We start from the raw sequence: 25,595 nt of genomic DNA on the forward strand, positions 1-25,595 counted from the left end.
TTAAATAACCTTCTATCACATTGATTATACCTTACACATTGAATTGTAGTCAAATGAAAGATATCTTTTTTTGCCCTGAAGAATCTAATTTCTACTCTCACTGCTTAGAAAGCTTTGTGATCAGAAATTGTAAAAATTCCGAATCTATTGTGGAGTTTGGCTCAGGGGATGGTAGTCCTGTAATCAATTCCTTATTAAGAAACAAGTTTAATGGTGTAATTCAGGGATTTGAATTAAATACTTCTGCATGGAAAGTCGCCAATTCAACCATTGATGAATATAATCTCACTAATAAATACATAATCCATAATTCATCTTTGTTTAATTCTTCTCAACTTGAAGCAGAGTATCTTGTAGCGAATCCACCATATCTCCCTGCACCAGATAATGATATTTATATGCCACTCTTATTTGGGGGCGTAGATGGAGCCACAGTTACCAATGAGCTTTTGTCATTAGGTTATGAAAATGTGTTGGTTTTAATATCTAGCTTTTCTAATCCTATAAGCACGCTGAACCTAGCAAAAGAAAATGGATATTGTGTTCAGAAGTTCATGGTGTTACCTTTGGAATTTGGCTATTATAGCTCTGATCCTAAAGTAAAGAAACACATAGAAGAACTCCGAAAAAATAAAATGGCCTTTTATTCTGGCGATTATTATTTTTTAGCTGGCGTTTTATTTAAAAAATGCCAAGATTCTGTAGTTGATTTATCTAATCAATTAGCTCAGGTAATAACTAGTTTGTGAAAATTGAGAACAACTTCCCAGTCTTGTGTCTATGAAATAGTGAGTTTTTCTAAATGTCAACCGCCTATGTATATATTTAGCAATATCTTTTAAACATGATTCAGTCACTAAATTTGCATAGGTGCGACGCTAAATAGCCCATTGTAGACATCGCTTTTCACTTTTAGTTTTGGAGCAATCACGTAAACGTATTTTGCAGAAAGCATCGCGTAGTTCTCCTTAGCGTTTTGCAGGAAGGAGAATTACGCGATATTAAATAAATCCATTATATTCTCAAGTAATCACTTTGTTTACCTGAGGTTATTGCATTAACTTGTTTGTTGTATGGCTGTACTGCTAGAGTGACCTTTGCGCTTGAGCGCTGCAAATAAAGTTACGATAGCACCGAACGACAAAATAGAAACGCCTGAAGTTGGTTCAGCTACAGAGACAGATGAGGTTGGTGTCAAGAGATAGGCGTGTAATTCACCATTAACTGCACCACGACCAACAATTTGTCCATTATTATTAATAGCAGATGCTGCTGTCAAAGTAAAACCAGGGTCTGAACCAGGAGCAATCAGGTCATTTAAGTCGTACAGAGTGTTATCACTGTAAAGAAAAGCCCGCAAACCATTGCCATTTGGTGTATAAAAGTCATTGTTAGTGCCAGAAAACCCGACTACTTGACCTAAATTATTGATCCCTATAGCAGCACTGAACAAATCTGTAGGACGTAACCTACCGAGGTCTTGGAGTCCCGTACTGGAACTGTAAAGAAAAGCATTACCATCATCTACTCCCGTAAGTCCAGAACTACCTACCACTTGTCCTGAGTCATTAATATCATTTGCTACGCTGTACGCATCATCTGGCAAAGTTCCCAAATTAGTAGTTTGGCCCTTTTCGTACAGAAAAGCTGTGTTTGTATTCAGAATGCCCACTACTTGTCCCAAGTTATTTAAACTGTAGGCAACAGTACCAGGAGTTCCGATGCTGGTTGCAATACCATCGCTGTACAAGAAAGGCCCAAGTTTGCTCGATCCCCCTACTATTTGGGTGCGATCGTTAATCGCATAAGGAATAGCGTCTTGGATAGCGAGGGGTTGGGTGATGCCATTGCTATATAGGAAAGGGTCATTTCCAGTAAAGTTATTATTACCAACCGAATTACCAACTACTTGCCCCAAGTTATTGATACCGGTTACTCCAAGTTGATTATCGCCAGGTAGGGGACTAATTTTTTTAACTGAACCATTGCTGTAAAAAAAAGAACTCGTCAAAGAATTAATGGCTACCTCACCTGAGTCATTAATGCCTGTAGCATAACTGAAGGCTTGTCCCGTAAGAGCGCCTAAGTCAGTAACTGAGTATAGTGATGCCGCCAATACTGACTTGGATGCAGTGAGACTGATTGCAGTCAAGGTTATTGCTGTTATACAGGATTTCCACTTAAGTAAAAGCATGTGACTTTTCCATGATTTTTTATTCCCCTACTAAATTACCACTGAACAGTAGAGTGAAAACCTGCCGTATCTGGGTAGTCGCTAAATACGTCATCAACACCTAATGTAAAAAATAGTCTTCATTGCGAAAGTCCAGACATGAACTAACAAACCAACTGCATGAGCATCGATGACTAAAGATGTTGGCGATGTCTGGCGATAAGCCGCTTCGCGTCTATGCAATTTCCCACTGCTGTCTCTATAAACATTCCCCCCCGAATTCAATAAACGACTGCCCGAATTCAATAAACGACTGCCCGAATTCAATAAACGACTGCCCGAATTCAATAAACGACTGCCCGAATTCAATAAACGGCTGCCCGAATTCAATAAACAACTGCCCGAATTCAATATGATCAGCGCCCAGTGCGTAGGCGCAGCCCGCCGCAGGTATCGCTAATTTATAGGCAGCAGTATGTATCTGGACAATAACCACTAGTACGCCACGGCGGAAATAGAGCAACCATTTAAAATAGACCTCTTGCAAAAATCCTTGAATCACCCCTCCCCAACCCTCCCCTTATGAAGGGGAGGGGGCAAGATTTAAAGTTTCCCCCCAATATATCGGGGAGCCACTGCGTTGCGGAGGTTCCCTCCGTTGTAGCAAGTGGCGTGGGATAAAGGGGGGTCTATTCGACTTATGCAAGAGGTCTAATATCTAAAAAGCTCATTCCATAAGACTTTTGACTTTTGACTTCCGCCTTGCGGTACTAGCGCCTCGGTGAGCAATCATAATTGGGGGCTTACGTGTAAAATTTTTAACCATAATTGCGTGCCATTTGTAATTTTGTAAGTTAAAAATTAAATATTAATTTAGGTGAGCGGATGACAAGTAATAATATTGAGATTGTTTTCAGTTTTGATACAACTGGGAGTATGTACCCTTGCCTTACCCAGGTACGGCGAAAAATTAAAAATACTGTTACCAGACTGATAGACGAAATTCCCTTAATTAAAATTGGGATTATTGCTCATGGTGACTACTGCGATGAAGGCTCAACTTATGTCACCAAAACATTTAATATATCCGGTGATGTTGATGCTATCTGTGATTTTGTGCAAAATGTTGCACCTACTGGTGGTGGAGATGCACCAGAATGTTACGAGTTAGTATTACATGAATCCCAATCTTTATCTTGGTCAAAATCAGCAACAAAATCATTGGTTTTGATTGGCGATGATATTCCCCACCCTCCAGCACACAATCCGAAAAAACTAAATTGGCGCAAAGAGTTAGATAAATTAGCTGAGGCAGAAATTACAGTTTACGGAGTTCAAGCACTCAATCGCCCTCATGCTAGTCCTTTTTATCAAGAACTTGCAGAAAAGTCTGGCGGTTTTCATATCAACTTAGACCAGTTTTCGTATATTAGTGATTTGTTTTTAGCAGTTTGCTACCAACAATCTTCTAACGATCAGCTACAAGCTTATGAACAAGAAGTAATTGATCAAGGACGCATGAGCCGGGGGTTAAATAAAATATTTAACACCATGATGAAGCGGGAAGCAACATCCTATTACGAATCGGCTGATTTACGAGCAGTTTCTCCGGGGCGTTTCCAAATTTTAGAGGTTGAACAAGAGATTTCAATTAAAGCGTTTGTATTAGAAAATGGTTTAAGTTTTAAAGTTGGGCGGGGTTTCTACGAATTCACAAAAACAGAAACTATCCAGGCTCAAAAAGAAATTATTTTAATGGATCGGGGAACGGGTGATTTATTTGAAGGAGGCGCTGCACGAGAAATGTTAGGTCTACCGATGGATGCAACGATTCGGATTAAACCTAGTAACCTAGAAAAGTATGTTGTGTTTGTCCAAAGTACCTCTGCTAATCGTAAACTGATTGGCAAAACTCGATTTTTATATGAAGTCGAAGACTGGGATCGCTAAATCCCAACGACTACAAGTCGCGGCTACCCAAACAAAGCCTGCTGATGCAGGCTATTCTATTCGCTAGGTATTTTGTAATAAGTCTAATGACCCAGATTAAGCCGGAAGTAAAACGTACAGAAGAACTGCGCCAGTTATTGCAACAAGCCAGCTATGCTTATTACGTTTTAGATGCTCCAATTATGGAGGATGCAATCTATGACCAGCTATATCGAGAATTGCAACAACTGGAAATTCAATATCCAGAATTGGCGACTCCCGATAGTCCGACTGCGCGCGTGGGTGAGCTTAAGCATACCCCGTTTACCTCGGTGCGACATAATATCCCTCTGTACAGTCTGGAGAATGCATTTAATATTGATGAGTTGCAAGCCTGGGATCATCGTTGGCGGCGACAAGTACCGAAAATAGACTCGGTGGAATATGTCAGTGAACTTAAAATTGATGGTTCTGCTTTGGCTCTTACCTATCAAAATGGCATTCTAGTTAGGGGTGCAACTAGGGGTGATGGGGCGACAGGTGAAGATATCACCCAAAATGTGCGGACAATTCGCTCAATTCCCTTGCGTTTGAATTTTGAAGGGTTAGAAATTCTAGAAAGGGTAGAAGTACGGGGCGAGGCGTTTTTACCGTTGGAAGTATTTAAACAAATTAACGAGGAAAGACAAAAAGCAGGTGAGCAATTATTTGCCAATCCCCGTAATGCCGCAGCTGGTACACTCAGGCAACTAGACTCGCGCATTGTCGCTAAACGGCGATTAGATTTCTTTGGCTACACCTTGCACATTCCTGGTAGAGATGACGCCAGTATTGCCAATACCCAATGGGAAGCATTGGAGTTATTAGAAAAGATGGGTTTTCGAGTCAACCCCAACCATAAATTGTGTGCCCCGATCGCAGAAGTGGCAAAATATTATGAATACTGGGATACGGAACGGCTAAATTTACCCTACATGACTGATGGGGTAGTAGTAAAGCTGAATTCTTTTAAACTTCAAGAACAGCTAGGGTTTACGCAGAAATTCCCTCGCTGGGCGATCGCTTTGAAGTACGCAGCCGAAGAAGCACCCACTCGTGTAGAAAATATTGCTGTGAATGTGGGACGAACGGGGGCGTTAACGCCGTTAGCCGAGATGCGCCCTGTGCAACTGGCGGGAACAACAGTTTCTCGCGCTACTTTACATAACAGCGATCGCATTACTCAATTAGATATCCGCGTTGGCGATACTGTCATCGTCCGCAAAGCTGGGGAAATCATCCCAGAAGTGGTGAGGGTAATCAAAGAACTTCGCCCTGCTGACACTGAACCCTTCGTTATGCCCACCCATTGCCCAGTCTGCGGTCAACCAGTGGTGCGAGAATTAGGTGAGGCGGTAACTCGGTGCGTCAATGCTTCCTGTGCAGCGATTCTTAAAGGTTCCATTGAACATTGGGTAAGTCGTGATGCCTTAGATATTAAAGGTTTAGGCGAAAAGTTGGTATATCAACTCGTTGATAAAGATTTGGTGCATTCTGTTGCCGATTTGTATGAGTTGACAGCAGAGAAATTGTGTGCATTGGAAAGGATGGGGCAAAAGTCAGCAGAAAAGTTGGTAGATGCGATCGCTCAATCAAAAAACCAACCTTGGTCAAGGGTATTGTATGGTTTAGGCATCCGTCACGTTGGCAGCGTGAATGCCCAATTGTTGACTCAAAAATATTTCACTGTAGACGAGTTAGCGACAGCAAAGCAATCAGATATTGAAGGAATTTATGGTATCGGTGCTGAAATTGCCCAATCTGTGTATCAGTGGTTTCGGATTGATGCCAACCAAAGGTTAATAGAACGCTTACAAGTAGAAGGATTGCAATTAACTGCCACAGAAGAAACAAAAACAGTTGGTGATAGTAATCAAAAGTTCGCAGGTAAAACTTTTGTAATTACGGGAACATTGCCAACCTTAAAGCGAGATGATGCGAAGGCTTTGATTCAAAAAGCTGGTGGGAAAGTTACTGAATCAGTAAGTAAAAAAACAGATTATTTGGTGGTAGGAGAAGATGCAGGTTCTAAATTAGAAAAAGCGCTATCTTTTGGAATTGTGCAGTTAAGCGAGGTGCAGTTGTTGGAGATGCTTGAGGATTGATGCATATTTGGCAAGTCACACTCAGATCACAATACGCTTGGGTTAAGGACAGGATTTACACCTCTCCCCCAACCCTTGTAGCGTTAGCTGACAATTCAAGTCATGTGGAAAAGCCCACGAAAAACCTAACCCCCTAACCCCCTTCCCGACACGGGAAGGGGGAAAATTCAAAGTCTCTCTCCTTAAAGGAAGAGAGAAATGGAAGTGAGGTTTTCCAGATACCTGAAAAGTCAGGTAACGTTAGGGGGTAAGATTCAAAGCCTCACTCGTTTTAGAAGTGAGGTAAAAATGTATTGCATACAAACGATAAGCGCTATAGTAATACCATTGAATTTATCTGCATTTATCCTAAAAATTGTAAAAGCAAAATTTGGAGTTTTATTAAATAAAACCAATGTCTGAACAAAAGCCCGTAAGTCCCTGGAATTACAAACCTTGGTGGTGTCAACCGTGGTCTATAGTTCTCACAGGTGTAACACTGATTGGTGGTAGCTGGTTAATATTTAAAACTATCTGGCTAACAGTTCTCGTCTCTATTCCTGTAGTGACGTGGATGGGATTTTTTGTATTGTTTTGGCCACAACTAATGATTCGCAGTGGTATTTTGGAGTCGTATAAAGACTAGTTTGAACTTGATATGTTACTGTAAATTGCTCCAAAGAGATAAAATTATTTTACTGACATTAAAAGTGAAGTTTTGGGGCGATCGCATTAAAAAAGTCCGCCTGCTTTGGATTTCCTTTTTATCCCCCAAACTTCAAGATCCTGTTGTTTTTGCTAATTTACCACCTGGCTGCCATGACTGCGGGGATCATCTTGACTAGCTGTTGGTGCTACTGGGGCTGAAAATTTGGAAACTTTCCCGTTAGCTTCAGCATAGGGGAGAGACGAACCAGTAACCAAAGCTTCTAAGTTGCTAGCCATAATCTTCCGGGGTTGATCACCAATCGCTTGGGCTATGGTTTCCCCTTGGTGACTTAAAAATACAAAATGGGGAATCCCATCTACCCGATATTTCAACATCTCTGGTAGCCACTTTGTATTATCCACATTCAGCATGACAAAATTCATCTTGTCAGCATACTCTGTTTCTAATTGAGCGATATCTGGTGCCATTTTTTGACAGACAGTACACCAATCTGCATAAAACTCTACTAAAGATGGTTTGCCGTTGCTGATTGCTACTTCTAGCGGTGTAGACGAATCGCTTAATTTGGTAAGGGAAACCGAGGTTGTTTCAGTTCGCAATCCTAAGATCAGGGCAACGCCTAGAGCGATCGCTACCATTACAATCAAGAAGTTTCTCAAACGCTTCCCGAATGTGGATTCAGACTTATCGGGGGAATTAACAGATGAATCAGTACTCATAACAAAATTATAAAAACTTATTAAGTAATTTCTTCTTCAGTCTAGCTGACTCCAAGCGCTCTTTAATACGTAATTTGATCCTCAAAATGGGTATTACAAATAAGTACTTTAGATGATATAGGTTTTAAAAGATGATTTTAAGCTTCAGAAATAACAGTGCTGTGTGTGCGGTATTTTTATTAGTCAGCGTTAGCAGCTTTCACAAATCAGCGATCGCCACTATAAACAACCAGTCCCAACTGATAGCGCAGCAGAGTAAAACCCAGCTACACCCAGTTTTTAAATCTATTCTGCCTAAATTAAGACAAAAGACTCAAATTAAGATTTTATTGCCAAAGTTCATTCCTGAGTCAGATGGGGAAAATCCAATTTACGCAATTATAGAAGCTGCAACGCAAAAAAAGTATGAGATTTTACTGGCTTTCACTCCAGACTGTAATGGTGCCTCTGCATGTCGTTTGGGCGTTATTTCTGCTGAAGCTGTAACCCACAAAACACCCCGCCTTAGTGGTAAACCTGTATCTTTAGCTAAGGGCATCACTGGCTATTTTGTAGATTTTACTTGTGGTGCTGGTTGCTCAGATGCTACCTTGTCTTGGAGACAACAAGGTGTACAGTATGTTGTTGGGCTAAAAGCAGGCGATCGCACTTCTTTGGTAAAAATGGCTAATTCTGCGATTAATCCTTAGCTAACGTCAGAGTTGGATTTTACTTAAAAGTGAAACACCGTGGCAATTAATAAACATTTATGGCGTAGTTAACAATCCACAGCACCAATTCAAAAACCAATAAATATCGTACCTACTGCAACTTGCTTTTAGAACCCAAAAGGTTTTTATTTGTAAGTCATAAAATTCACGATTAAAGTCAATATTGCCAATCCTCCTAAAATACCTAAAACTTGAGTAGTTCTATTACTTTTAGCGAGAATTTCTGAGTAAGATAGTTCAGGATTCTGAATCAGTAAAATGGAATGAGGATTAAATAAAAAAGGGAATAAACGATTTAAAAGTAAGCGCAGAAAGAAGTTAATACTCCATAATCGCTTCTGTAAAAGGTCTTGATTATATTGCCAAGGATAACTAATTTGTACTAAACGGATTAAAGCTTTAATATCTGGTTGACGTAAGCTTTCATAGCGAGGAAGTGCTTGAGAGAGATTATCTTGAGTTGCTGCCAAAATTTCATGGATTTCATAGACATCTTCTAAAGCTGAATTAACGCCTTGTCCAATATCAGGAGGAAAACAATGAACTGCATCTCCCAATAAAATTACTGCTGTTCCTTGGTTATCTTCAGGTTTTCCCCAAATTTTATACAACCCTGAACAATATTGAGGAATAGGAAATTTACCCCCATCACTAGATGTAAATCTAGCTATTTCTTCAGGAGAAATAATTTTTTCTAGGGGAAGCTGAGGAAATGCTTCTTTCAAAAATTGTTTAACTTCTTCTTTAGTTTTTAATTGCCAGATTTGATGATCTGGGTAGGTAATAATATTTCCCGTTCTTGGTTGATGAGGATTTTTAAAGGGTAATAACCCCAGAGAAATTGCTTTTTTACGCCCTTTAAAAGCAGATCTAATGGCATAAGCCATTGTAATTTGTGCTAAATCTCCTTCTGACTCTGATAAGGGAAATTGAGGAGGTAAAGTGAGAATTTTGTATTTTAAACCGGAACTAGGAGAAGGAAATTTTTGCATTTCAAAGGAATGTGATTGACCTTCCATTTGATGAAGAGTTTCACGCACAATAGAGTTTAAGCCATCACAACCTACTATCAGAGTAGGAATAAAGCTCAATTTTTCTTGAGATTGAGATTGGGTAATAATTTCTAAATGCTCTACATGTTGTTTAATTTCTACACCTTCAGTATTAAATAAGACCTGAATCGAATCTTGCCAATGTTGATGAATTTCTTGGTAAAGTAACTCCACAAAAGATGCTCTTGGCAGCCAATAGGCAGTCTTGCGTTTAGAATCAGCAATGGGTACTTTCGTTGTTTTACGTGTGCCGTCTTTTTGAATGATAGTCAAATAAAATTCGGTACTAGCGACACTTAAATCAGCTAGTTTGGCAGTTATTTCTAACAAATCAGTTAATTTTTGCCCTCTACCATCAATTTGATAACTAAAGGATTTATCTGGTTCGTAATAATCTGCTGATGGTCTTTTTTCAAGAACTGTAATATCTTTCCAACCTCTTTTCGCTAACATTAAAGCTGTGGCTAATCCTGCCGGGCCTCCTCCCATAATGACAACGTTTTTCTTGTAATAATGATTCATTAGACCTCTTGCAAAAGAATTTTGTGGTATATTACTAGGCTAAACAATTTTCTAAAATTTAACTAGCCTTTCAACGGATCGCGGGAGTCCCCAGCCTCAACCTTAAAGTAGACTGGAGAAGATGCTTCAGGTGACGCTCCTCATCACCTACAACCAATCTTGAACGCAGTGAAAACTTCTTAGTGAGTAGACCTCTTGCAAAAATCCTTGAATCACCCCTCCCCAACCCTCCCCTTCTAAAGGGGAGGGAGCAAGATTTCAAGTTTCCCCCCTTTATAAGGGGGGATTAAGGGGGGTCTATTCGACTTATGCAAGAGGTCTAGTGAGAATTCAAAATTAAAAATTCCCATAAATAAATTTAGTTGCTCTGTATTTTTTCTTTATCGGTCATGAGGGCATTTTTTCAAACTCTGATGTTTGTGGATTCAGTAAATAAATATACTTAGTCTCTACAAGAAAACATTTACTAAGGAGCTACAAAAAATACTTCAACTTTTGTTTGCTCTATTTTCTTGTATTACATGAATAATTGATGGGACTAAAGAAATAACTATAATTAATCCAATAATCGGTAACAAATACTTATCTACCTGTTCAGGTGGCAGAGACTTCCCTAAGAAAAACCCTAAAATGGTGATGCCGAATGTCCAAAGAAAGCCACCGACTAAGTTGTAAGACATAAATGTGCGATAATGCATCGCACCAATCCCAGCCACAATCGGCGCAAAAGTCCGTACAATGGGTAAAAAACGAGCTAAAACAATCGTTTTTTTACCGTGTTGTTCATAAAAGTTTTGGGTTTTAACAAGATGTTTTTTATGAAACAACCATGAATCTTCCTTTGAAAATAGTCTTCTGCCAAATTTATGCCCAGTAAAATAGCCAACATTGTCACCTAAAACTGCACAAACAAAAGCACCAAAAATCAGAACCCAAATGTTCAGTAAATTCTGAGATGCGACAAATCCAGCAGTGAACAATAAACTATCTCCAGGCAGAAAAAAACCAATTAACAAGCCAGATTCAGCAAAGATAATTGCCCATACCCCAAGGTAGCCAATTGATTTAACCAATTGTGGTAAATCTAGATGCATAGAATTTCTTACCTTTCAACAATAGATCCACCACATCTTAACGTTTAGCAATTTTCCTGAATAAAAAGTAATATTAAATTTACGTAAAGTTATTGTGTAATCTTGGGAAATGTTATTACGGATAGCATATTTTATGTTAAAGGTGCAAAATGCAAAGATATTTGAAAGTATTAAGACTATTTTGGACTGCTGCGATCGCAGCCGAGTTAGAGTATCGGATTAACTTTTTCATAGCTACCTTCAGCAGCTTGGGAAATCTTCTCGGCAGCCTGTTTGGACTATTCTTGTTTTACCGCACTGGCTACACTTTTAGTGGCTGGTCATGGGAAGCAGCTTTAGTAGTTCTCGGAATTTTTACCTTACTACAAGGATTTTCTGCTACTTTTCTAGCGTCGAACTTGAATCGCATTGTCCGCCATGTCCAAGAAGGTACTTTGGACTTTATATTATTAAAACCTATCCGCAGTCAGTTTTGGCTTTCTACCCATACCCTTTCACCTTGGGGACTCCCGGATCTAATTTTTGGTAGTATTATTATTGGCTACGCAGGTAAACGTCTCGGTGTAGGGATAGACGACTATCTATTTGGTGTGCTGCCGTTATTGTTCAGCTTGGTGATTCTGTACAGCCTGTGGTTTATGTTGGGAGCGACGAGTATCTGGTTTGTCAAAATATACAACGTTACCGAAGTGTTGAGTGGTTTGTTGGAAGCTGGACGATATCCTATCGCCGCATATCCCACTGCTTACCGCTTTTTCTTCACCTTTGTGATGCCAGTAGCTTTTTTAACTACTGTACCAGCCCAAGCACTGTTGGGTCGGAGTGAAATTAGTTGGTTGATAGGTGCGGCAATATTAGCAGTAGCGTTGTTTTTCGCTTCTACTTGGTTTTGGCGATTTGCGTTGCGGTTTTATACTAGTGCTTCGAGTTAAAATAATTCGTAATTCGTAGTTCATTTAGTTAGTGTGTTAGTTCCCACTAATCGCCCCAAAGATGGGTTAAGGGTTTGATTTCAACCTCGGTGAAATGTTATATGGCATCTCCAATAGACGTACCTTTGCCTAATGGAATTTTACAACGCTTGCAAAATGTGAAAGATTTTGTAAATGAAAGTGTTAACTCTTTGACTAATTCAGCAGAACAAGTTGGGGAGTCTTTGAAGTCAACAGCCACTACAACGACTGATAAAGCAATTAATACAGTTACGACAAGCTTAGAACAAAGTTGGCAAACTGCTGATAAATTTAAGAGTACAACATCGGGAGCAGTTAAAGATGCGATCGCGTCTTCTGCAAGTGATTGGCTGACACAACACCCGATATTTTTTAAGTTAGTTCAAATACTAGGTTGGGCGACTAATCACCCAATTATTAGTATAGTGGTTTTGCTGTTTGCACTTGCTCTAGTTTGGAGCATCATCAAAGCAATTGTCCGCTTAATTGAAACAGCTAGTTGGTCAATACTCAAAGTACCAATAAAATTAATTCAAGCTTTAATTCAAGTTAGCTTTTTATTCTTAGTTAAAGTTGGTAGCTTTGGTATTCAAAGAATCACAGCTAATAAAACAACTGATAACCTGCCAGCTTTACTACCTGAAAGTTTTCAACCAAATAAACAACAACGATTAGCAGAAATTTCTAATCGTTTAGAAACAATTCAAAAAGAACAAACTGAGCTTTTACAAGAAGCAGCAGACTTGATTGCTAGTGACACAATTGATATAGAAATATCAAAAATTAAACCGCTAAAAAGCGTTGAATCACATCTTGGCTGAGTTCAGATGTGGAACCGGAGGCGACAATACCACCTTTTTGCATAGCGTAATAGTAATCAGCTTGACGGACAAAGTGCAAATGTTGCTCTACTAATAAAACCGAAATACCCGTGGTTTCGACGATGCGACGGACTGCGGCTTCAATTTCTAGGATGATTGAAGGTTGAATACCTTCGGTAGGTTCATCTGAGACGAGTAATTGAGGTTCCCCCATTAAAGCACGGGCGATCGCTAATTGTTGCTGCTGTCCCCACTTAAATCGCCATCCATCCGCGAAAGCATCGTTTTTAATACCGGAAATAAGCTAAAAACTTCCTCTAGAATTTCTGCTTTTTTTACTGGTTTACGTCTAGCTTCCAACCCCAGCAACAGATTTTCTTTGACTGTCAACCGGGGGATAATTTCTCGTCCTTGGGGGACATAACCAATTCCTAACTTTGTCCTTGTTCCAAAAAATAGGTTTAGGAGTTTTGAAGCTAATTTCCGAGTTCAAAACTAAGTTTTCGAGTTCAAAACTAAGTTTTCAAGTTCAAAACTAAGTTTTCGAGTTCAAAAACTTAATTTACAAGTTTAAAACCAAAGTTTGCTAGGTCAATTACCTCAAGTTTGGGATGCGTAATAGGCTCACAGGTAAGAGCAGCAGAGCAATGTTAGCCTACTGACCGCAACAAACGAGTAAAACCTTCTTGCTCAAAGTGTTTATCAGTTGTTAATGCCTCCATAATTCCTTGCCTACGCATTAACACAAAACTTACAGCATCACATAACAAATAGGTTTTATAGCAATTATCGTTTACGTGAGGTACACCCGTAGGGGCACGGCAATGCCGTGCCCCTACACCTCGTGATGTAACGTTGTACTGCATCTGAATGGGAACCGCTATATCCTATCTTGCTAAACAATAAATCTATTGCTTCTCGATGTAGCGGCTCAGAGGTTGTTTGAAAAGTGGTTAGGTGTGATTTTAATTACTCCCCTTAATCCCACGTCACTTGCTACAACGGAGGGAACCTCCCTTCGGGTTCAGCAGTTCCTCATGGGGGAAACCCCCAAGACCGGACTGCCTCACCGCAACGCAGTGGCTCCCCGATGTATTGGGGGGAGACCGGAAATCTAGTTCCCTTTCCTTAGAAAGGGGAGGGTTAGGGTGGGGTAAAAAATATTTGATACATCAATCATGACTTTTCAAACATCCTCTCATCAACCCATACAATTTGAACGCTTGAATTGTTGATTAGTTGCAAAGCGCTTCGCCAAAGGTGGTATAATCACCAAAGGATTGCTAAACCCAGAGAATATATGAACGCTCTCAAATCCTGGGATAGTACCAATCAAGGGCAAGCGATCGCTACTAAATGCTACCAAGCAATGATGCCAAGTTCCTGCTAAATTCTCCAAAACTGGCAAAACTTCACCGACACTTTTTCGCAGCCACTTTTCACTCGCCTCTAAGTCTACCAAGGCAAGAGGATCTGTGAGAACGCGGCTAATTTGACCGATGCGGAAGCTACCATCTTGAAACTGAATCGCACCCGCATCTATTATTGGCGGTACTGGCTCATTACCGGGTTGATTCCACAATTCATCAACTTGAGTAGATTCAGCTTCTAGTTGAAACCGTTGCACATTAGCTGGCATAACTAAGGTGCGTAACTGCACATCAACGGGCGAGGTTTCAATTATTTCTGCGTGGGTAAAATACAGTTTGATGGGAATACCAGCAGATTTTAGAAGCTGGCGGCTGAGTCCACCTGCACAAATGACAACCTTAGCACTGTGGAAAGTTGCAGTAGTTGTTTTTACACCATCTTGCAGCACTTGTAATACTTGGGTAATCTGCATTTCACCCCCAGCCCGCAGAAAGCCTTGGATGTAAGCTTGTGTTGTTTTTTCTGGATGGATATGACCGTGTTTGACAGTTAAAGCCCCAGATATCGCCTCTCGATTCAACAGTGGTTCTAACTCACAAGCTTCTTGGACACTCAATAAACGGGGTGGAATAGCACAATCATTATATGATGCAGCAGTTGCTTCTGGGTCACTAGCGGCTGAAATAGTTAGTAATAAATCTAATTCCCGAAATTCGATATCAGCGTCTAACTCTTGAGATAGGATATGGTAACGCGCGATCGCATCTTCGCACAATTGCCGAGTTAGTGGCGTATTCCCCGACCAATAAGCAAGCCCACCATAACTATAACGAGTTGCATTCTGTGGTCTGCTGTATTGCTCCAACAAAAGTACAGAGAAGCCAGTTTTAGCCAGTTCGTAGGCGAGTGCAGCACCCGTAATTCCACCACCAACTACAATCCAATCGTAAGTTGTCATCTAATATGTTGCTTGTAAACGATTTAAAAGATATTCTCCCGCAAGAATAGGGGGATAAATAGGCGATTGTTCTTTCTGGCAACTTTCCAAACAAGCAATTTCTATATCATCATTAGGATGACAGAAAAAAGCAATAGAATACCGGGATTGCTTCATCCTATTATCACTGGGAATCATTACCCGATGCTTGGTTGAGCAAAACATATCATTTGTCCACCGTTGGATTAAATCGCCAGTATTAACTACCACAGTATCAGGAATTGTTGGTGCGCCAATCCAATTTCCAGATGCTGTCTGTACTTCCAACCCGCCAACGTCATCTTGGAAAAGTAAGGTAATACTGCCATAATCGGAATGCTCACCAGCACGCACCTGTCCGGGTTTAGGTGGTATCTGCAATGGGGGATAGTGGAGTAAGCGCAACGTATGATTTTGTTGATTGTGTCTTGTGATAAAAAAATCTTTTGGTAATTCCAACGTCAAAGCATAAGCTTGCAGTACCGTGTTTGCAAGTTCTGTGCAACTATCATAAAGGGCGACAATAGAAGCATCTATGTCTACAGCCGCTTGTTTGTTTACATTAAACGCCTCTTTCAAGTCGCCTGGTTTGTTGGGGTCAAGACGTTCTTTTTCAAGACCAACATAACCCGTGTTACTAAACTCATCACTCCAAGCTTGCTTTTGCTTAACTTCTAAGGGTAAATTGAAGAAATATTTGCTGTGAGTGAATACTTGCCTGATTAGGTCTTTTGATATTCCTGAATTTTGTAAGTACATGAAGCCAATTTCATGGCAAGCTTGATAGATTTTGATAACAGTTTGTCGAGTTATTGTGTTGCCATTGGTAAAGGCAGTTAAATCTATTACTGGAATTGTAACCATTTATATATAGCAATCCTATCTGAGTTGTGAAAAATGTAGATAATGAAACGAACCGCCAAGGACGAGCCAGTGCGTTGGGCGGCTGTGCCGACTTGAAGCAACTGGCGTGCCAAGGACGCAAAGGGAAGAAAGAAGAAAGAGACATATAATTTTCACAAATGATTTAGGACTGCTATATGATTATAGATTTTGTGTTTTATTAACAGTAGTATACTCAATACTTAGGTACGGAATTTGACAATGACTCTTGCTCCTTGGCGAAGCGCGATCGCTCATGCACTCGATTGCAACCGCAGCCTTGTTTATGCCCGTTACCTGCAACTAGCAACGGTGCAGCCGAACGGTCACCCCGCTAATCGTACCCTAGTCTTTCGCGGCTTTCTAGAAGATACAAACCAGCTAAAATTTATCATCGATAGCCGTAGCGCTAAAGCCGACCAGATACACCAACAACCTTGGGCAGAAGTTTGCTGGTACTTCCCCAATACACGAGAACAATTCCGCATCACTGGCTGTTTGACCCTGGTAGGAAATGATGATTCTCACCAGGATTTACAGCCAGCCCGCATTTCTATTTGGCAAGAACTGAGTGATGCTGCACGTTTACAATTTGCTTGGCCACATCCTGGTAAACCTAGAGTTGAAACCCCAGAAGCTTTTGCACCACCAGCACCCAACCCCGTACAACCATTGTCTAATTTTTGTCTACTGCTACTCGACCCAGTGCAGGTAGACCACTTAGAATTGCAAGGTGAACCACAAAATAGAAAGTTTTATCGCCGCGATGAAAATCAAGAATGGTTTTGTGAAGAAATTAATCCTTAATTTTTTGAAAAGGGAATGGGGAATGGGGAGAATACAGTTCGGTTCTCTTTCACATCATCCCTTGGGCAACCTTATTCTAGCTATTTTTCCGCAAGCATTTATTTCATAAGAACAAGGTATATTTGCTACTGGGTAATCAAGTTGTAATTACCAAAGTGGGTAAACATTCCTGTGCGGCCGGATAGGTTGTTTTCAAGTCTATTTGGAATCTGCAAAGTTAGCATCTATAATTTTTATTCCTCACTCCTCACTCTTAACTCCTAACTTTCTTTAAATACCCGCACCATCTAGAAACTGCTGTATTGCCTTATCTCTAAGGTTACACACAGGAGCATTTTGTAAGAAATCAGCTTGGTTAGAAGTTACACAACCTGTCAAGACAAGAGTTTTTCCAGAAGAGTTGGTGCGCTGAAGAGTTTGTATTTGTTCTTCCAGCGCCTCAATTCGGTCTACTAAAGCACGAATTACTTGAGCTTCTGAATCTGGTAAGTTATTATGTTCAAGAGGTGAAACCCGAACTCCAGAACGATACATAATCCGTCCAGGCACGCCCACTACAGTACAGTCAGAAGGGACATCCCTGAGAACAACAGACCCAGCGCCAATACGGACATTGTTGCCAATTTGGATATTGCCCAGTACCTTAGCTCCAGCTCCAACTACGACATTTTCACCCACAGTGGGATGGCGCTTGCCACATTCTTTACCAGTACCTCCAAGGGTGACACCTTGATAAATTAGCGTATAGTCTCCCACGATCGCAGTTTCACCAATTACTACACCCATCCCGTGGTCAATAAACACGCTTTGCCCAATTGCTGCACCAGGATGGATTTCAATTCCAGTCAAAAACCGAGCCAAGTGAGAAATCAGGCGAGGAATAAAGGGAAGACCAACAGTATAAAGCCAGTGAGCCAGCCTATGGAATAGCAAGGCTTGCAAACCAGGGTAACAAAATAAAACTTCCAACCAGTTACGGGCAGCTGGGTCACGTTCAAAGATGATACGAAAGTCAGCACGTAGTATAGATAGCACGAGATAGCACCCTCGAAAAGCACAACAAGCGACTCTCCCATATTATCCTTTCAGGTGTTGCGCGTAAAAATTGCGAATTGGGCATTGGGAATTAGGAATTGGGGACTTTACCCCTAACTCCTAACTCTTTAATTCACTGCTGCTCCACTGTCAGAGTATAATCGCGCTTAACCCCAGGATTAAATGTACCCACCCAAATCCGATAAGTGCCACTTTTCCATTTGCGATCGCTAACGCTAGCATCTTTACTTTTGCCAGTGTCATCACCGCAACGAATTGTGGTTTGATCTGGACCTTGGATCAGTAAAGTTGTGTCATTGTTGTTGCTATCAACTTGTATTGTTAGCTGGGAAAAGTCCTTTTCCAAAACCATAATGTGATCTGGAGTGGGATCAGCAAAGCCAATACAGGCTTTTTGATCGCGATCGCGGTTACTTATGGCAGACAATGAGTAAGAACCACCTGTAAACCCCTGCACTCTTCCTTGTGCTGGATCGAAGTTTGTTGATAAATTGAAAGTACCAAAATTTGCTGTCTCTGCTATTACAGGGGTAGCTGTGATGGCGGTAAGTATAGCCAACAGCCAGCCACCGTGAAACTGAAGTCGGGGGCGACAGTATTTCATAGTAGCCCTCCAACAGGCTTTTAAATTAGTAATGATATATACATATTTTACTGAAAAAATTCTAGTGAAATTTCAGTTGCTTGTGCCACATTCAAATGTGCCACAATAAAGGGTTGTGAAAGCAAGCCGTTAATTGCTAGGCTTTTTCTTGATATAAACAGCAGCTACAATTCTTCAACTTCTAATTTGGATGTGATCACCTCTGTTGGACGCAGGATCTTGTCTTTTAAAGAAAACCCTTGACGGACGATTTTAGTAATTGTTTGGTCTGCTATATCATTTCTGACTTCACGATCAACAACACGACATAAATTAAAATCTGGCTGTGTAGTTTGCAGTTCTATAGGTAAGACTTGGCGCTTTTTTAGTAAACTGAGAAACTTACGATTGACCGCTCCTACAGACTTGGGTAAACGCTGGATAAATTCTGGGTTGGAGTCGCCATTGTTTTTGAGGTAGTCCAGCAAGGCTTCTAGTGCATCACGAATTTCTAGCAGTTCTAAAAATAAATCTTCTGTATCTGCTGCGGTTTGCGTTTGCTGTTCTCGCAAAGACTGTTGTTGTGAAACATTTTCCTTTTGGAGGTTGCCAAATTGTTCTATAGTCAAGTCGATCTGTTCTTGACTGATAATAGAATTAGACATGGGAAACCTCCTTTGATAACTTCGGTAAAGTTTTAGTTGCCCAATTTTGCACTTGCGGATGGGTATGGTTACTCAAAAGCTGACAAAGCGCGATCGCTCTTTCTAACTGTCCAACTATTTTATACACTTTAATCAACCACATTTGGGCTTGAATGTAATCTTTACTATTAGTGTCTGTACAGCCTTGGCAGTAGTCTTCTAGATATTTTATCGCTTTGGGGTAACGTTCCTCTTTACAAGCTATAATGCCCTCAGTGAATAACTCTGATAGGGTTATCGGTAAAGGCTCTCGCTCTAGGCGTTCTTCTTGGGCAGATTGTGCGATCGCTTGCTCTAATCCATCAAATTCTGGCAATAATACCAATCTAGGTGCTGGCTGAAGCAAAACCGATAAATCACTATATTTGAAGTGCTTAATCGTGGGCAGTATCGGACGCAAATAATCGGCTATGATCCGTTCTTCTGGTTTTAGTAAGCTTTTTTGGGCTTTAGCAATGATATCCACAGGATGTTTTTTGTGCTTCATTGCCACTGCTACAGCTTTTGCAATTTCACCTTTGGATGCTGCTGGGGATACACCCAGAATATCATAAGGATTATATTCCATAAAATACCTTTAATTAACGAAGGTTGAGGCTACGGTACATTTCTTGAAAAGCAGGTTCGTCTGGACAAAGTTTATAAGCCCAACGACCTAATTGCTGAATTAAATCAAAAGATAAATTGCGGTTTTGGATACCTTTAACCAAGGTATTAATAAAAAACTCAGCGACTTAGTTGTGAATAGAGTTATGTTGTGAATATTTTGCCCGACGGACGGCTTCATCAAAGCGATCGCATTTCATCAGATTTTGAATATCCTTTAGTTCTTGGCTAAACCGATAAACTTCTTGGATATTTGGATCATCTGGACAGAGTTCATAAGCCCAATAGCCTAATTTATTAGGACTTACGCACACTCTACGAATTCTTGGCGCTCTTGGCGTCTTGGCGGTTCGATAAATTAAGCTTTTTAGCAATTTTTGCGTAAGTCGTGTTTATATAGCAATCCTAAATGAGATCCAAACTCATGATACTTTTATACTAAAGTCTTGATGACAAATTATACTGATGAATAATTTTTTACTAAAACAACAACAAAAATGAGAAAGAATAGCAATTTTAACAGAGTTCATTCACAGTCATCCAGAAGCAAGGGAGCTTAAACGGGCAATAGCAGTAAAAATGGCGTTATATAAGTTCTTTACCAATCACCAAGAATTTGATTTTCCTAAGCTGCATCAGTATGACCCCTGTTCGGATCTCAAATAGGATTGCTATAGCAAATGCTACAGAAAGTCTACGTAAATATTATGGGGCAAAAAAAAGGCAGAAGGTTAAATAATTTTTAACCTTCTGCACTTTGACTCTCTTAAACTCTCATTTCTCCGTGTCCTCTGCGCCTCTGTGGTTCGATGTAAGTCCTATCTCCATGAAAATCTCACGAATTATTGAGTTTAAAGAAGACGCCTCCTTTAAGCGCTCCTGTATCAGTTCCATAACTGCTAACTGTGAGCGATCGCAGATTATCAAAAAACGGTTTACCTAAGACTTCCACTAGTTTAAGAATCGGTACTTGACGCTCTAACAAATTCTGGCTCTTTGTCCAGTCAAGATATATATAGCCTTGATTTGGTAAGGGAATCGCAGCGATACTATCTTTGAAATTGGGATTATCAATTATGGAATTATTCTTGATTGTGAGAATTTTATCTATCGTCTCTAAGTCAGAGGTGAAAATTTCGTAATTTCCTAAAGTTGTATGCAATCCCCGCACTTTTGTTTCAATGCTAAAGGATGCTCCTTTTTTAACATCACTTTTTTTTGTAGCCGTAGTTAACTCTGTCCAAGCAGAGATTTTTTGCTTGTCTATAGTCAGCGGATTAATGCTGAGTCCATTTGATGAGGCGATCGCATCTAATCGAGTAACACCTTGTTCTACAGCCTCGGATTTTTCCACCACAAAAATCCAATGGGGGGTTGCTTGCTCTTCTGGTAACAATGCTATGGCATATTCTCCTTTTACCCAACTGAAAATATCCTCTGGAAAGTTTATCCCCCAGCGTTTTTGAACATCCGCCAAAGGTTTTGCTAGTCGAGAAACCACATCTTCCTTAGAACCATATATAGTTGCTGTTGCTTGTCTCCAAAGTTTGGCTACATCACTGTCACCCAAATTACTTAAATTTGAGCCAGAAATTGCCAAACCTGTGGACGCTGGAATATACTGCAATGCTCCCACAGGTTTAGATAGCGGTGGGGATGGAGGGACAATTTCTGATGAAGTCAGAAAGGTAGTTTCTGCTAGCAATCCTTTGGGGTTTAACGCCAGGGAAATAATTTGGCTGTTATAAAGTTGTTCTGGCAGTTCTAACCCTTGCCATTTTGCCACAATGGGAAGATTCAAGAAAGCTACAGCTAAACCCCCTTTGGGAAGTTGTTTTGTAGCTTTTCGGTATTCAGAGGAGCTAGTCAAATTGAGATCGGGCGCTTGGACGTTATTAATCGCGTCTCGCAACACTTTAGGATCGTTGGCAAACAACACAAAGTCTTCACCAACAACAGCACCAGCAAGCAAGTCTTGTTCTGGTTGAGAATTGTCAGAAATCAGCTTTACGCCTTTGTATTGTTCAACAGCTAAGTTTGCTCCAGCTAAAGCTCGTTTAGAAAACAACAACTCGACAAACTCGCGGCTTTTCTCCGGTTGCTTGGTTGCTAGTGCCAACAAATACCCTGGTTGCTGTCCGTTTTCTTGATCGCGATCAATATCTAAGGTGGTGATAGCTAAGGTAATTTCGTCCCCTAACCAGGGTTGAATGTCTTGTTTGTAATCTATGCCACTCTTGGCGAATAAACTGGTTTTGAGTTTAGATAGTTCCTCTTCCCGCTCCAGCGCCTGCAAACGTTCAGGATTCGCTAGTAATGAAACCATTACAGGGGAAAGTTTTGACACGAATATGGCTGCACCAGGCTGGGAGGTAGAACCAATCAGGTTAGCTGGACTTTTGGCGAAAAACCAGTAAAAGCCAACGATCGCAATCACTAGCAGTGCGATCGCGCCTGCGACGATAAAACCAATAAATGAACGTTGCCTATTCACATTAAACCTTTAATAAAGACGGTTTACAGCCATTTAAGCAGAAAGCTTACCAGGATATATCAGCCTTCTTGAGAATGGATACTCATGCAAAGGCAGAGATTTTCTGTAACCATAAATAGTATTAGGACTCTTTATAGGGAATTCTTTTAGTCAACCCATGAACCAGATTAGTGTAGAAGAACTGGCACAACGTCTTTCTTCTGGTGATGCAAATATTCAGCTAGTAGATGTACGAGAACCACAAGAATTGGCGATCGCTAGCATTGAAGGCTTTGTCAACCTACCCCTGAGTCAGTTTACCGAATGGGGAGATCAAGTCCCAAACCTCTTCAATCCCCAAGCTGAAACCCTTGTGTTATGTCACCACGGCATCCGCTCTGCCCAGATGTGCCAGTGGTTGATTGCTCAAGGTTTTACAAATGTGCAAAATATTTCGGGTGGTATTGATGCTTACTCCCTCTTAGTAGACCATTCAATTCCTCAGTATTAGCTTGTGTTTAGGTGCATTACTCAGATGGAACTTACTCTTTATCTGGCTTTTGCTATTGTGAAACCAGCAGTAGATAAGTTTAGGGGCTTGCCACTTTTGGCAATTTGTACATATCTACGGAGTTTTTCTACCCCAATTTTTGCGGCTATCACCGCAAAAATACGTATCTAATAATACTTTTATCAGTGTAGAATTATGCAAATATAAGTCGAAAAAGGATGTTGTAAATTCAAACTCTTAGCTTTTGCCGCAAAAGCCTAAATTCTGTTTGGAGCGCACTTTTAAAGAGTGCTGTATGTAAACCTTAAAGTTAATTATCACAAGATAATTGTATAATTTATGATCTTAATTAATTATTAATATTCTTTGTTTTCGATCAAATCAACGAATTTTTCCAGAGTCTGATTAAAATTTGCCTCTAGCGAAACATACCCTATGGAAGTCCAGTTAACAAATCGACAACAGCATATACTTTGGGCAACAGTACGTCACTACATTGCTACAGCAGAGCCTGTTGGTTCAAAGGCTTTGGTCGAAGAGTACGATCTGGGTGTAAGTTCAGCCACAATTCGCAATGTGATGGGCGTTTTAGAAAAGTCTGGATTACTCTACCAACCACACGCCTCTGCCGGACGAATACCTTCAGATTCAGGCTATCGCATTTATGTTGACCAGCTAATTACACCTTCGCTGCGTTCGCGCAGCGTGTCGCAGACAGACGTTACGCGAACGGAAACTTTAGGACGAGAAGTGGAGGTGGCACTACAAAAGCGCCTCCAGTGGGAAGATTGGAGTTTAGAAACCCTACTACAAGGAGCTGCACAAATTTTAGCAACCTTAAGTGGTTGCATTAGCTTGATTACGATGCCGCAAACAACTACAGCGCTATTGCGACATCTGCAATTAGTGCAAATTGAAGCGGGGCGGATCATGTTAATTGTAGTGACTGAAGGTTATGAGACACATTCCAAGTTGATGGATTTGTCGCCAATACCAGAGGAAACACAACGGGATTCAGAGGTAATTGATCGTGAGTTGCAGATTGTTTCTAATTTTTTGAATAGCCACTTGCGGGGGCGAAGTCTGTTGGAATTAGCCAACCTCAACTGGAGCGAACTAGATCAGGAGTTCCAACGCTACGGGGAATTCTTGAAAAATTCAGTTGCAGAATTGACTCGTCGCACTCTTGCGCCAACTGCAACACAAATTATGGTTCGGGGTGTGTCAGAAGTTTTGCGCCAGCCGGAATTTTCCCAGTTACAGCAGGTACAAACAATTATCCACCTGCTGGAAGAAGAACAAGACCAACTATGGCGATTAATATTTGAGGAACCAGAGCCTGAGGATGTGGGTAAGTCAAGGGTAACGGTTCGCATTGGCGCCGAAAATCCACTAGAACCGATACGTACCTGTACCTTAATTTCTTCCACCTATCGCCGAGGTTTAATACCAGTAGGAAGTGTGGGAGTTTTGGGGCCAACGCGACTAGATTATGAAAGTGCGATCGCAGTTGTGGCATCTGCTGCCGATTACCTCTCAGAAGCTTTCAGTTATTTCAATCCTTAAGGTGATGTTCAGGGACAAGCTGCTGTGGGTATAGGCGAGTGAACAATACCATAGCAGGCAGATATCCCAATTTGTAGCGGCAAAATCAATAATTAATACTATAGCAAGGGACTGGGGACTAGGGACTGGGGACTGGGTGAAAAGCCTTTTTGTGTCTAAGTTTTATCATCTGTTAATGTCCTAACCACCTTGGCTGTTGCTATACTTAAATCTTTTATGGTTAGAAAAATTGCCTTTGGCTTCCTGTGGCTAGGATTTATTACCTATGCTTTTTTCCTCGCTCCTCCTGAACAACCCGGTACATTGGAGTTAATTAAAAACCTTTCTAGTGGTCAGTGGCAAGGCGTCAACCCGTTAGTCATAGCACTATTCAACCTCATGGGTATCTGGCCTCTCATCTACAGTGCAGTAGTGTTTATTGACGGTAGAGGGCAAAAAATACCTGCTTGGTTATTTGCGATCGCCTCTTTCGCAGTCGGGATATTTGCCTTGTTACCCTACTTAGCCCTTAGGGAACCTAATAACAAGTTTGTCGGTAAAAAGAATGCCTTGCTTAAGCTGCTAGATTCTCGTGTTACTGGGGTTGTTTTGACAGTAGCCACGGTTATTCTAATTGCCTATGGTTTAACAGGAGGAGATTGGGGTAATTTTGTGCAACAGTGGCAAACAAATCGCTTCATCAATGTGATGAGTTTAGATTTCTGCCTACTTTGCCTATTATTTCCCGCATTACTAGGGGATGATATGGCGCGTCGCAGTTGGAATCCCCAGTTTTTCTGGTTAATAACGTTGATACCGCTATTCGGCCCATTGATTTATTTATCTGTGCGTCCACCTTTACAAGAAGTGGGTGTAGAGTCAATATCCAAGCAGCCAGCAGTAAATTGAAGAATAAAGTAAGTGCGTTTTTCGCAATCCAAAATGGTATTACCCAAAATCGCCTTTTTCAGTAGATCGGGGATTTTCTGTTGCGGGTGTGTAAATCCCAAGAGAAAATTTTTTTCTGAAAGTACTTTACAAAACGCAATAAATCCTTTAATATGTGTAACAGGTAGTCAAACCTACCTAATTCATTTGCAAATAATCGCATTTATAAAACAATGACAACAACCATTCAACGTCGCGAAAGCGCCAACGTATGGGATCGATTCTGTGAGTGGATCACCAGCACAAACAACCGGATTTACATCGGTTGGTTTGGCGTAGTCATGATCCCCACCCTGCTAGCCGCCACCGCTTGCTTCGTAATCGCCTTCATCGCCGCACCTCCAGTAGACATCGATGGTATCCGTGA

General features: G+C 40.8%; 26 protein-coding genes and 2 pseudogenes. 13 read left to right on the plus strand and 15 right to left on the minus strand.

Annotated features, from left to right (window positions below; all coding sequences use genetic code 11):
* Positions 1 to 53: 53 nt before the first annotated feature.
* Complete coding sequence (locus V7K35_RS16265) at positions 54 to 749, plus strand: SAM-dependent methyltransferase (protein WP_335080276.1); 696 nt, start codon at positions 54 to 56, stop codon at positions 747 to 749.
* 308 nt (positions 750 to 1,057) lie between these two features.
* Here the strand turns inward: V7K35_RS16265 and V7K35_RS16270 are convergent, their stop codons facing one another.
* Together V7K35_RS16270 and V7K35_RS16275 are read right to left on the minus strand one after the other, a co-directional pair.
* Positions 1,058 to 2,152, minus strand: a complete 1,095-nt coding sequence (locus tag V7K35_RS16270; protein ID WP_335080277.1) for a DUF3466 family protein — start codon at positions 2,150 to 2,152, stop codon at positions 1,058 to 1,060.
* A gap of 280 nt (positions 2,153 to 2,432) precedes the next feature.
* Positions 2,433 to 2,735, minus strand: a complete 303-nt coding sequence (locus V7K35_RS16275) for a hypothetical protein (RefSeq protein ID WP_335080278.1) — start codon at positions 2,733 to 2,735, stop codon at positions 2,433 to 2,435.
* Positions 2,736 to 3,058: 323 nt separating this feature from the next.
* On the opposite strand from V7K35_RS16275, the gene V7K35_RS16280 reads away from it, so the two are divergent.
* The 3 genes from V7K35_RS16280 (at position 3,059) to V7K35_RS16290 (ending at position 6,871) form a co-directional block, all read left to right on the plus strand.
* Positions 3,059 to 4,123 (plus strand): vWA domain-containing protein, encoded by a 1,065-nt coding sequence (locus V7K35_RS16280; RefSeq protein WP_335080279.1) that lies wholly within the window; start codon positions 3,059 to 3,061, stop codon positions 4,121 to 4,123.
* A gap of 86 nt (positions 4,124 to 4,209) precedes the next feature.
* Positions 4,210 to 6,246 carry an NAD-dependent DNA ligase LigA gene (gene ligA, locus V7K35_RS16285; protein WP_335080280.1) on the plus strand — a complete coding sequence of 679 codons (2,037 nt, stop codon included), beginning with the start codon at positions 4,210 to 4,212 and terminating at the stop codon, positions 6,244 to 6,246.
* Positions 6,247 to 6,640: 394 nt separating this feature from the next.
* Complete coding sequence (locus V7K35_RS16290) at positions 6,641 to 6,871, plus strand: DUF6737 family protein (protein WP_334795444.1); 231 nt, start codon at positions 6,641 to 6,643, stop codon at positions 6,869 to 6,871.
* Positions 6,872 to 7,023: 152 nt separating this feature from the next.
* Here the strand turns inward: V7K35_RS16290 and V7K35_RS16295 are convergent, their stop codons facing one another.
* Positions 7,024 to 7,614, minus strand: a complete 591-nt coding sequence (locus V7K35_RS16295; protein ID WP_335080281.1) for a thioredoxin family protein — start codon at positions 7,612 to 7,614, stop codon at positions 7,024 to 7,026.
* Between the two features lie 131 nt (positions 7,615 to 7,745).
* Here V7K35_RS16295 and V7K35_RS16300 point away from each other — a divergent pair, with 131 nt between their 5' ends.
* Positions 7,746 to 8,303, plus strand: coding sequence for a hypothetical protein (locus V7K35_RS16300; protein WP_335080282.1), 558 nt, complete (start codon positions 7,746 to 7,748; stop codon positions 8,301 to 8,303).
* Between the two features lie 146 nt (positions 8,304 to 8,449).
* Here the strand turns inward: V7K35_RS16300 and V7K35_RS16305 are convergent, their stop codons facing one another.
* Both V7K35_RS16305 and V7K35_RS16310 read right to left on the minus strand, forming a co-directional pair.
* The gene (locus V7K35_RS16305; RefSeq protein WP_335080283.1) at positions 8,450 to 9,898 is read right to left on the minus strand and encodes an FAD-dependent oxidoreductase; all 1,449 of its coding nucleotides are present in this window, start codon (positions 9,896 to 9,898) and stop codon (positions 8,450 to 8,452) included.
* Positions 9,899 to 10,386: 488 nt separating this feature from the next.
* Positions 10,387 to 10,992 (minus strand): DedA family protein, encoded by a 606-nt coding sequence (locus V7K35_RS16310; protein WP_335080284.1) that lies wholly within the window; start codon positions 10,990 to 10,992, stop codon positions 10,387 to 10,389.
* Positions 10,993 to 11,141: 149 nt separating this feature from the next.
* On the opposite strand from V7K35_RS16310, the gene V7K35_RS16315 reads away from it, so the two are divergent.
* Together V7K35_RS16315 and V7K35_RS16320 are read left to right on the plus strand one after the other, a co-directional pair.
* Complete coding sequence (locus V7K35_RS16315) at positions 11,142 to 11,924, plus strand: ABC transporter permease (RefSeq protein ID WP_335080285.1); 783 nt, start codon at positions 11,142 to 11,144, stop codon at positions 11,922 to 11,924.
* Positions 11,925 to 12,025: 101 nt separating this feature from the next.
* Positions 12,026 to 12,766 (plus strand): hypothetical protein, encoded by a 741-nt coding sequence (locus tag V7K35_RS16320; protein WP_335080286.1) that lies wholly within the window; start codon positions 12,026 to 12,028, stop codon positions 12,764 to 12,766.
* On the opposite strand, the pseudogene V7K35_RS16325 reads toward V7K35_RS16320, so the two are convergent.
* The 4 genes and pseudogenes from V7K35_RS16325 to V7K35_RS16340 all read right to left on the minus strand — a co-directional run.
* A pseudogene (locus V7K35_RS16325) lies at positions 12,729 to 13,210 on the minus strand (ATP-binding cassette domain-containing protein); the annotation flags it as partial. The gene V7K35_RS16320 and the pseudogene V7K35_RS16325 overlap by 38 nt on opposite strands.
* Positions 13,211 to 13,416: 206 nt before the next feature.
* The gene (locus V7K35_RS16330; protein ID WP_335080287.1) at positions 13,417 to 13,632 is read right to left on the minus strand and encodes a hypothetical protein; all 216 of its coding nucleotides are present in this window, start codon (positions 13,630 to 13,632) and stop codon (positions 13,417 to 13,419) included.
* 335 nt (positions 13,633 to 13,967) lie between these two features.
* Positions 13,968 to 15,095: an NAD(P)/FAD-dependent oxidoreductase gene (locus V7K35_RS16335; RefSeq protein ID WP_335080288.1), complete on the minus strand. Its 1,128-nt coding sequence runs from the start codon at positions 15,093 to 15,095 to the stop codon at positions 13,968 to 13,970.
* Complete coding sequence (locus V7K35_RS16340) at positions 15,096 to 15,977, minus strand: isopenicillin N synthase family dioxygenase (protein ID WP_335080289.1); 882 nt, start codon at positions 15,975 to 15,977, stop codon at positions 15,096 to 15,098. It lies immediately after the preceding gene.
* A 26-nt stretch (positions 15,978 to 16,003) separates the two neighbouring features.
* Here V7K35_RS16340 and V7K35_RS16345 point away from each other — a divergent pair, with 26 nt between their 5' ends.
* Both V7K35_RS16345 and V7K35_RS16350 read left to right on the plus strand, forming a co-directional pair.
* The gene (locus tag V7K35_RS16345) at positions 16,004 to 16,126 is read left to right on the plus strand and encodes a hypothetical protein (RefSeq protein ID WP_335077043.1); all 123 of its coding nucleotides are present in this window, start codon (positions 16,004 to 16,006) and stop codon (positions 16,124 to 16,126) included.
* 91 nt (positions 16,127 to 16,217) lie between these two features.
* Entirely contained in the window at positions 16,218 to 16,802 is a 585-nt protein-coding gene (locus tag V7K35_RS16350; RefSeq protein WP_335080290.1) for an Npun_F5749 family FMN-dependent PPOX-type flavoprotein, read from the plus strand.
* A gap of 270 nt (positions 16,803 to 17,072) precedes the next feature.
* On the opposite strand, the gene cysE is transcribed toward V7K35_RS16350, so the two are convergent.
* From cysE to V7K35_RS16380, 6 genes are all read right to left on the minus strand, one after another.
* The gene (gene cysE / locus V7K35_RS16355; protein WP_335080291.1) at positions 17,073 to 17,837 is read right to left on the minus strand and encodes a serine O-acetyltransferase; all 765 of its coding nucleotides are present in this window, start codon (positions 17,835 to 17,837) and stop codon (positions 17,073 to 17,075) included.
* A gap of 133 nt (positions 17,838 to 17,970) precedes the next feature.
* A complete protein-coding gene (locus V7K35_RS16360) occupies positions 17,971 to 18,462 on the minus strand; it encodes a hypothetical protein (protein ID WP_334795432.1) in 492 nt (163 codons plus the stop codon).
* Between the two features lie 164 nt (positions 18,463 to 18,626).
* Entirely contained in the window at positions 18,627 to 19,106 is a 480-nt protein-coding gene (locus tag V7K35_RS16365) for a nucleotide exchange factor GrpE (RefSeq protein ID WP_335080292.1), read from the minus strand.
* Positions 19,099 to 19,713: a molecular chaperone DnaJ gene (locus V7K35_RS16370; RefSeq protein ID WP_335080293.1), complete on the minus strand. Its 615-nt coding sequence runs from the start codon at positions 19,711 to 19,713 to the stop codon at positions 19,099 to 19,101. The genes V7K35_RS16365 and V7K35_RS16370 overlap by 8 nt, the downstream gene beginning before the upstream one ends.
* 166 nt (positions 19,714 to 19,879) lie before the next feature.
* Entirely contained in the window at positions 19,880 to 20,065 is a 186-nt protein-coding gene (locus tag V7K35_RS16375) for a hypothetical protein (protein ID WP_335080294.1), read from the minus strand.
* Positions 20,066 to 20,586: 521 nt separating this feature from the next.
* Positions 20,587 to 22,245, minus strand: coding sequence for a DUF3352 domain-containing protein (locus V7K35_RS16380; RefSeq protein ID WP_335080295.1), 1,659 nt, complete (start codon positions 22,243 to 22,245; stop codon positions 20,587 to 20,589).
* A gap of 157 nt (positions 22,246 to 22,402) precedes the next feature.
* Between V7K35_RS16380 and V7K35_RS16385 the strand changes: the two genes are divergently transcribed.
* The 4 genes and pseudogenes from V7K35_RS16385 to V7K35_RS16400 all read left to right on the plus strand — a co-directional run.
* Complete coding sequence (locus V7K35_RS16385) at positions 22,403 to 22,735, plus strand: rhodanese-like domain-containing protein (protein WP_335080296.1); 333 nt, start codon at positions 22,403 to 22,405, stop codon at positions 22,733 to 22,735.
* A gap of 435 nt (positions 22,736 to 23,170) precedes the next feature.
* A complete protein-coding gene (gene hrcA, locus V7K35_RS16390) occupies positions 23,171 to 24,301 on the plus strand; it encodes a heat-inducible transcriptional repressor HrcA (protein ID WP_335080297.1) in 1,131 nt (376 codons plus the stop codon).
* 216 nt (positions 24,302 to 24,517) lie between these two features.
* The gene (locus tag V7K35_RS16395; protein ID WP_335080298.1) at positions 24,518 to 25,189 is read left to right on the plus strand and encodes a DUF2834 domain-containing protein; all 672 of its coding nucleotides are present in this window, start codon (positions 24,518 to 24,520) and stop codon (positions 25,187 to 25,189) included.
* A gap of 212 nt (positions 25,190 to 25,401) precedes the next feature.
* Positions 25,402 to 25,595, plus strand: a pseudogene (locus V7K35_RS16400) (photosystem II q(b) protein); the annotation flags it as partial.

This window comes from Nostoc sp., from assembly GCF_036917275.1.
In the GTDB taxonomy this organism is placed as follows: domain Bacteria; phylum Cyanobacteriota; class Cyanobacteriia; order Cyanobacteriales; family Nostocaceae; genus Nostoc.

Coding starts and splice junctions, on each gene's coding strand:
- V7K35_RS16395 (WP_335080298.1), top strand. CDS start 24,518: ATGGTTAGAAAAATTGCCTTTGGCTTCCTGTGGCTAGGATTTATTACC.
- V7K35_RS16360 (WP_334795432.1), bottom strand. CDS start 18,462: ATGAAATACTGTCGCCCCCGACTTCAGTTTCACGGTGGCTGGCTGTTG.
- V7K35_RS16300 (WP_335080282.1), top strand. CDS start 7,746: ATGATTTTAAGCTTCAGAAATAACAGTGCTGTGTGTGCGGTATTTTTA.
- ligA (WP_335080280.1), top strand. CDS start 4,210: ATGACCCAGATTAAGCCGGAAGTAAAACGTACAGAAGAACTGCGCCAG.
- V7K35_RS16350 (WP_335080290.1), top strand. CDS start 16,218: ATGACTCTTGCTCCTTGGCGAAGCGCGATCGCTCATGCACTCGATTGC.
- V7K35_RS16310 (WP_335080284.1), bottom strand. CDS start 10,992: ATGCATCTAGATTTACCACAATTGGTTAAATCAATTGGCTACCTTGGG.
- V7K35_RS16295 (WP_335080281.1), bottom strand. CDS start 7,614: ATGAGTACTGATTCATCTGTTAATTCCCCCGATAAGTCTGAATCCACA.
- V7K35_RS16315 (WP_335080285.1), top strand. CDS start 11,142: ATGCAAAGATATTTGAAAGTATTAAGACTATTTTGGACTGCTGCGATC.
- V7K35_RS16385 (WP_335080296.1), top strand. CDS start 22,403: ATGAACCAGATTAGTGTAGAAGAACTGGCACAACGTCTTTCTTCTGGT.
- hrcA (WP_335080297.1), top strand. CDS start 23,171: ATGGAAGTCCAGTTAACAAATCGACAACAGCATATACTTTGGGCAACA.
- V7K35_RS16340 (WP_335080289.1), bottom strand. CDS start 15,977: ATGGTTACAATTCCAGTAATAGATTTAACTGCCTTTACCAATGGCAAC.
- V7K35_RS16335 (WP_335080288.1), bottom strand. CDS start 15,095: ATGACAACTTACGATTGGATTGTAGTTGGTGGTGGAATTACGGGTGCT.
- V7K35_RS16365 (WP_335080292.1), bottom strand. CDS start 19,106: ATGTCTAATTCTATTATCAGTCAAGAACAGATCGACTTGACTATAGAA.
- V7K35_RS16290 (WP_334795444.1), top strand. CDS start 6,641: ATGTCTGAACAAAAGCCCGTAAGTCCCTGGAATTACAAACCTTGGTGG.
- V7K35_RS16370 (WP_335080293.1), bottom strand. CDS start 19,713: ATGGAATATAATCCTTATGATATTCTGGGTGTATCCCCAGCAGCATCC.
- V7K35_RS16330 (WP_335080287.1), bottom strand. CDS start 13,632: ATGCAGTACAACGTTACATCACGAGGTGTAGGGGCACGGCATTGCCGT.
- V7K35_RS16280 (WP_335080279.1), top strand. CDS start 3,059: ATGACAAGTAATAATATTGAGATTGTTTTCAGTTTTGATACAACTGGG.
- V7K35_RS16265 (WP_335080276.1), top strand. CDS start 54: ATGAAAGATATCTTTTTTTGCCCTGAAGAATCTAATTTCTACTCTCAC.
- V7K35_RS16320 (WP_335080286.1), top strand. CDS start 12,026: ATGGCATCTCCAATAGACGTACCTTTGCCTAATGGAATTTTACAACGC.
- V7K35_RS16305 (WP_335080283.1), bottom strand. CDS start 9,898: ATGAATCATTATTACAAGAAAAACGTTGTCATTATGGGAGGAGGCCCG.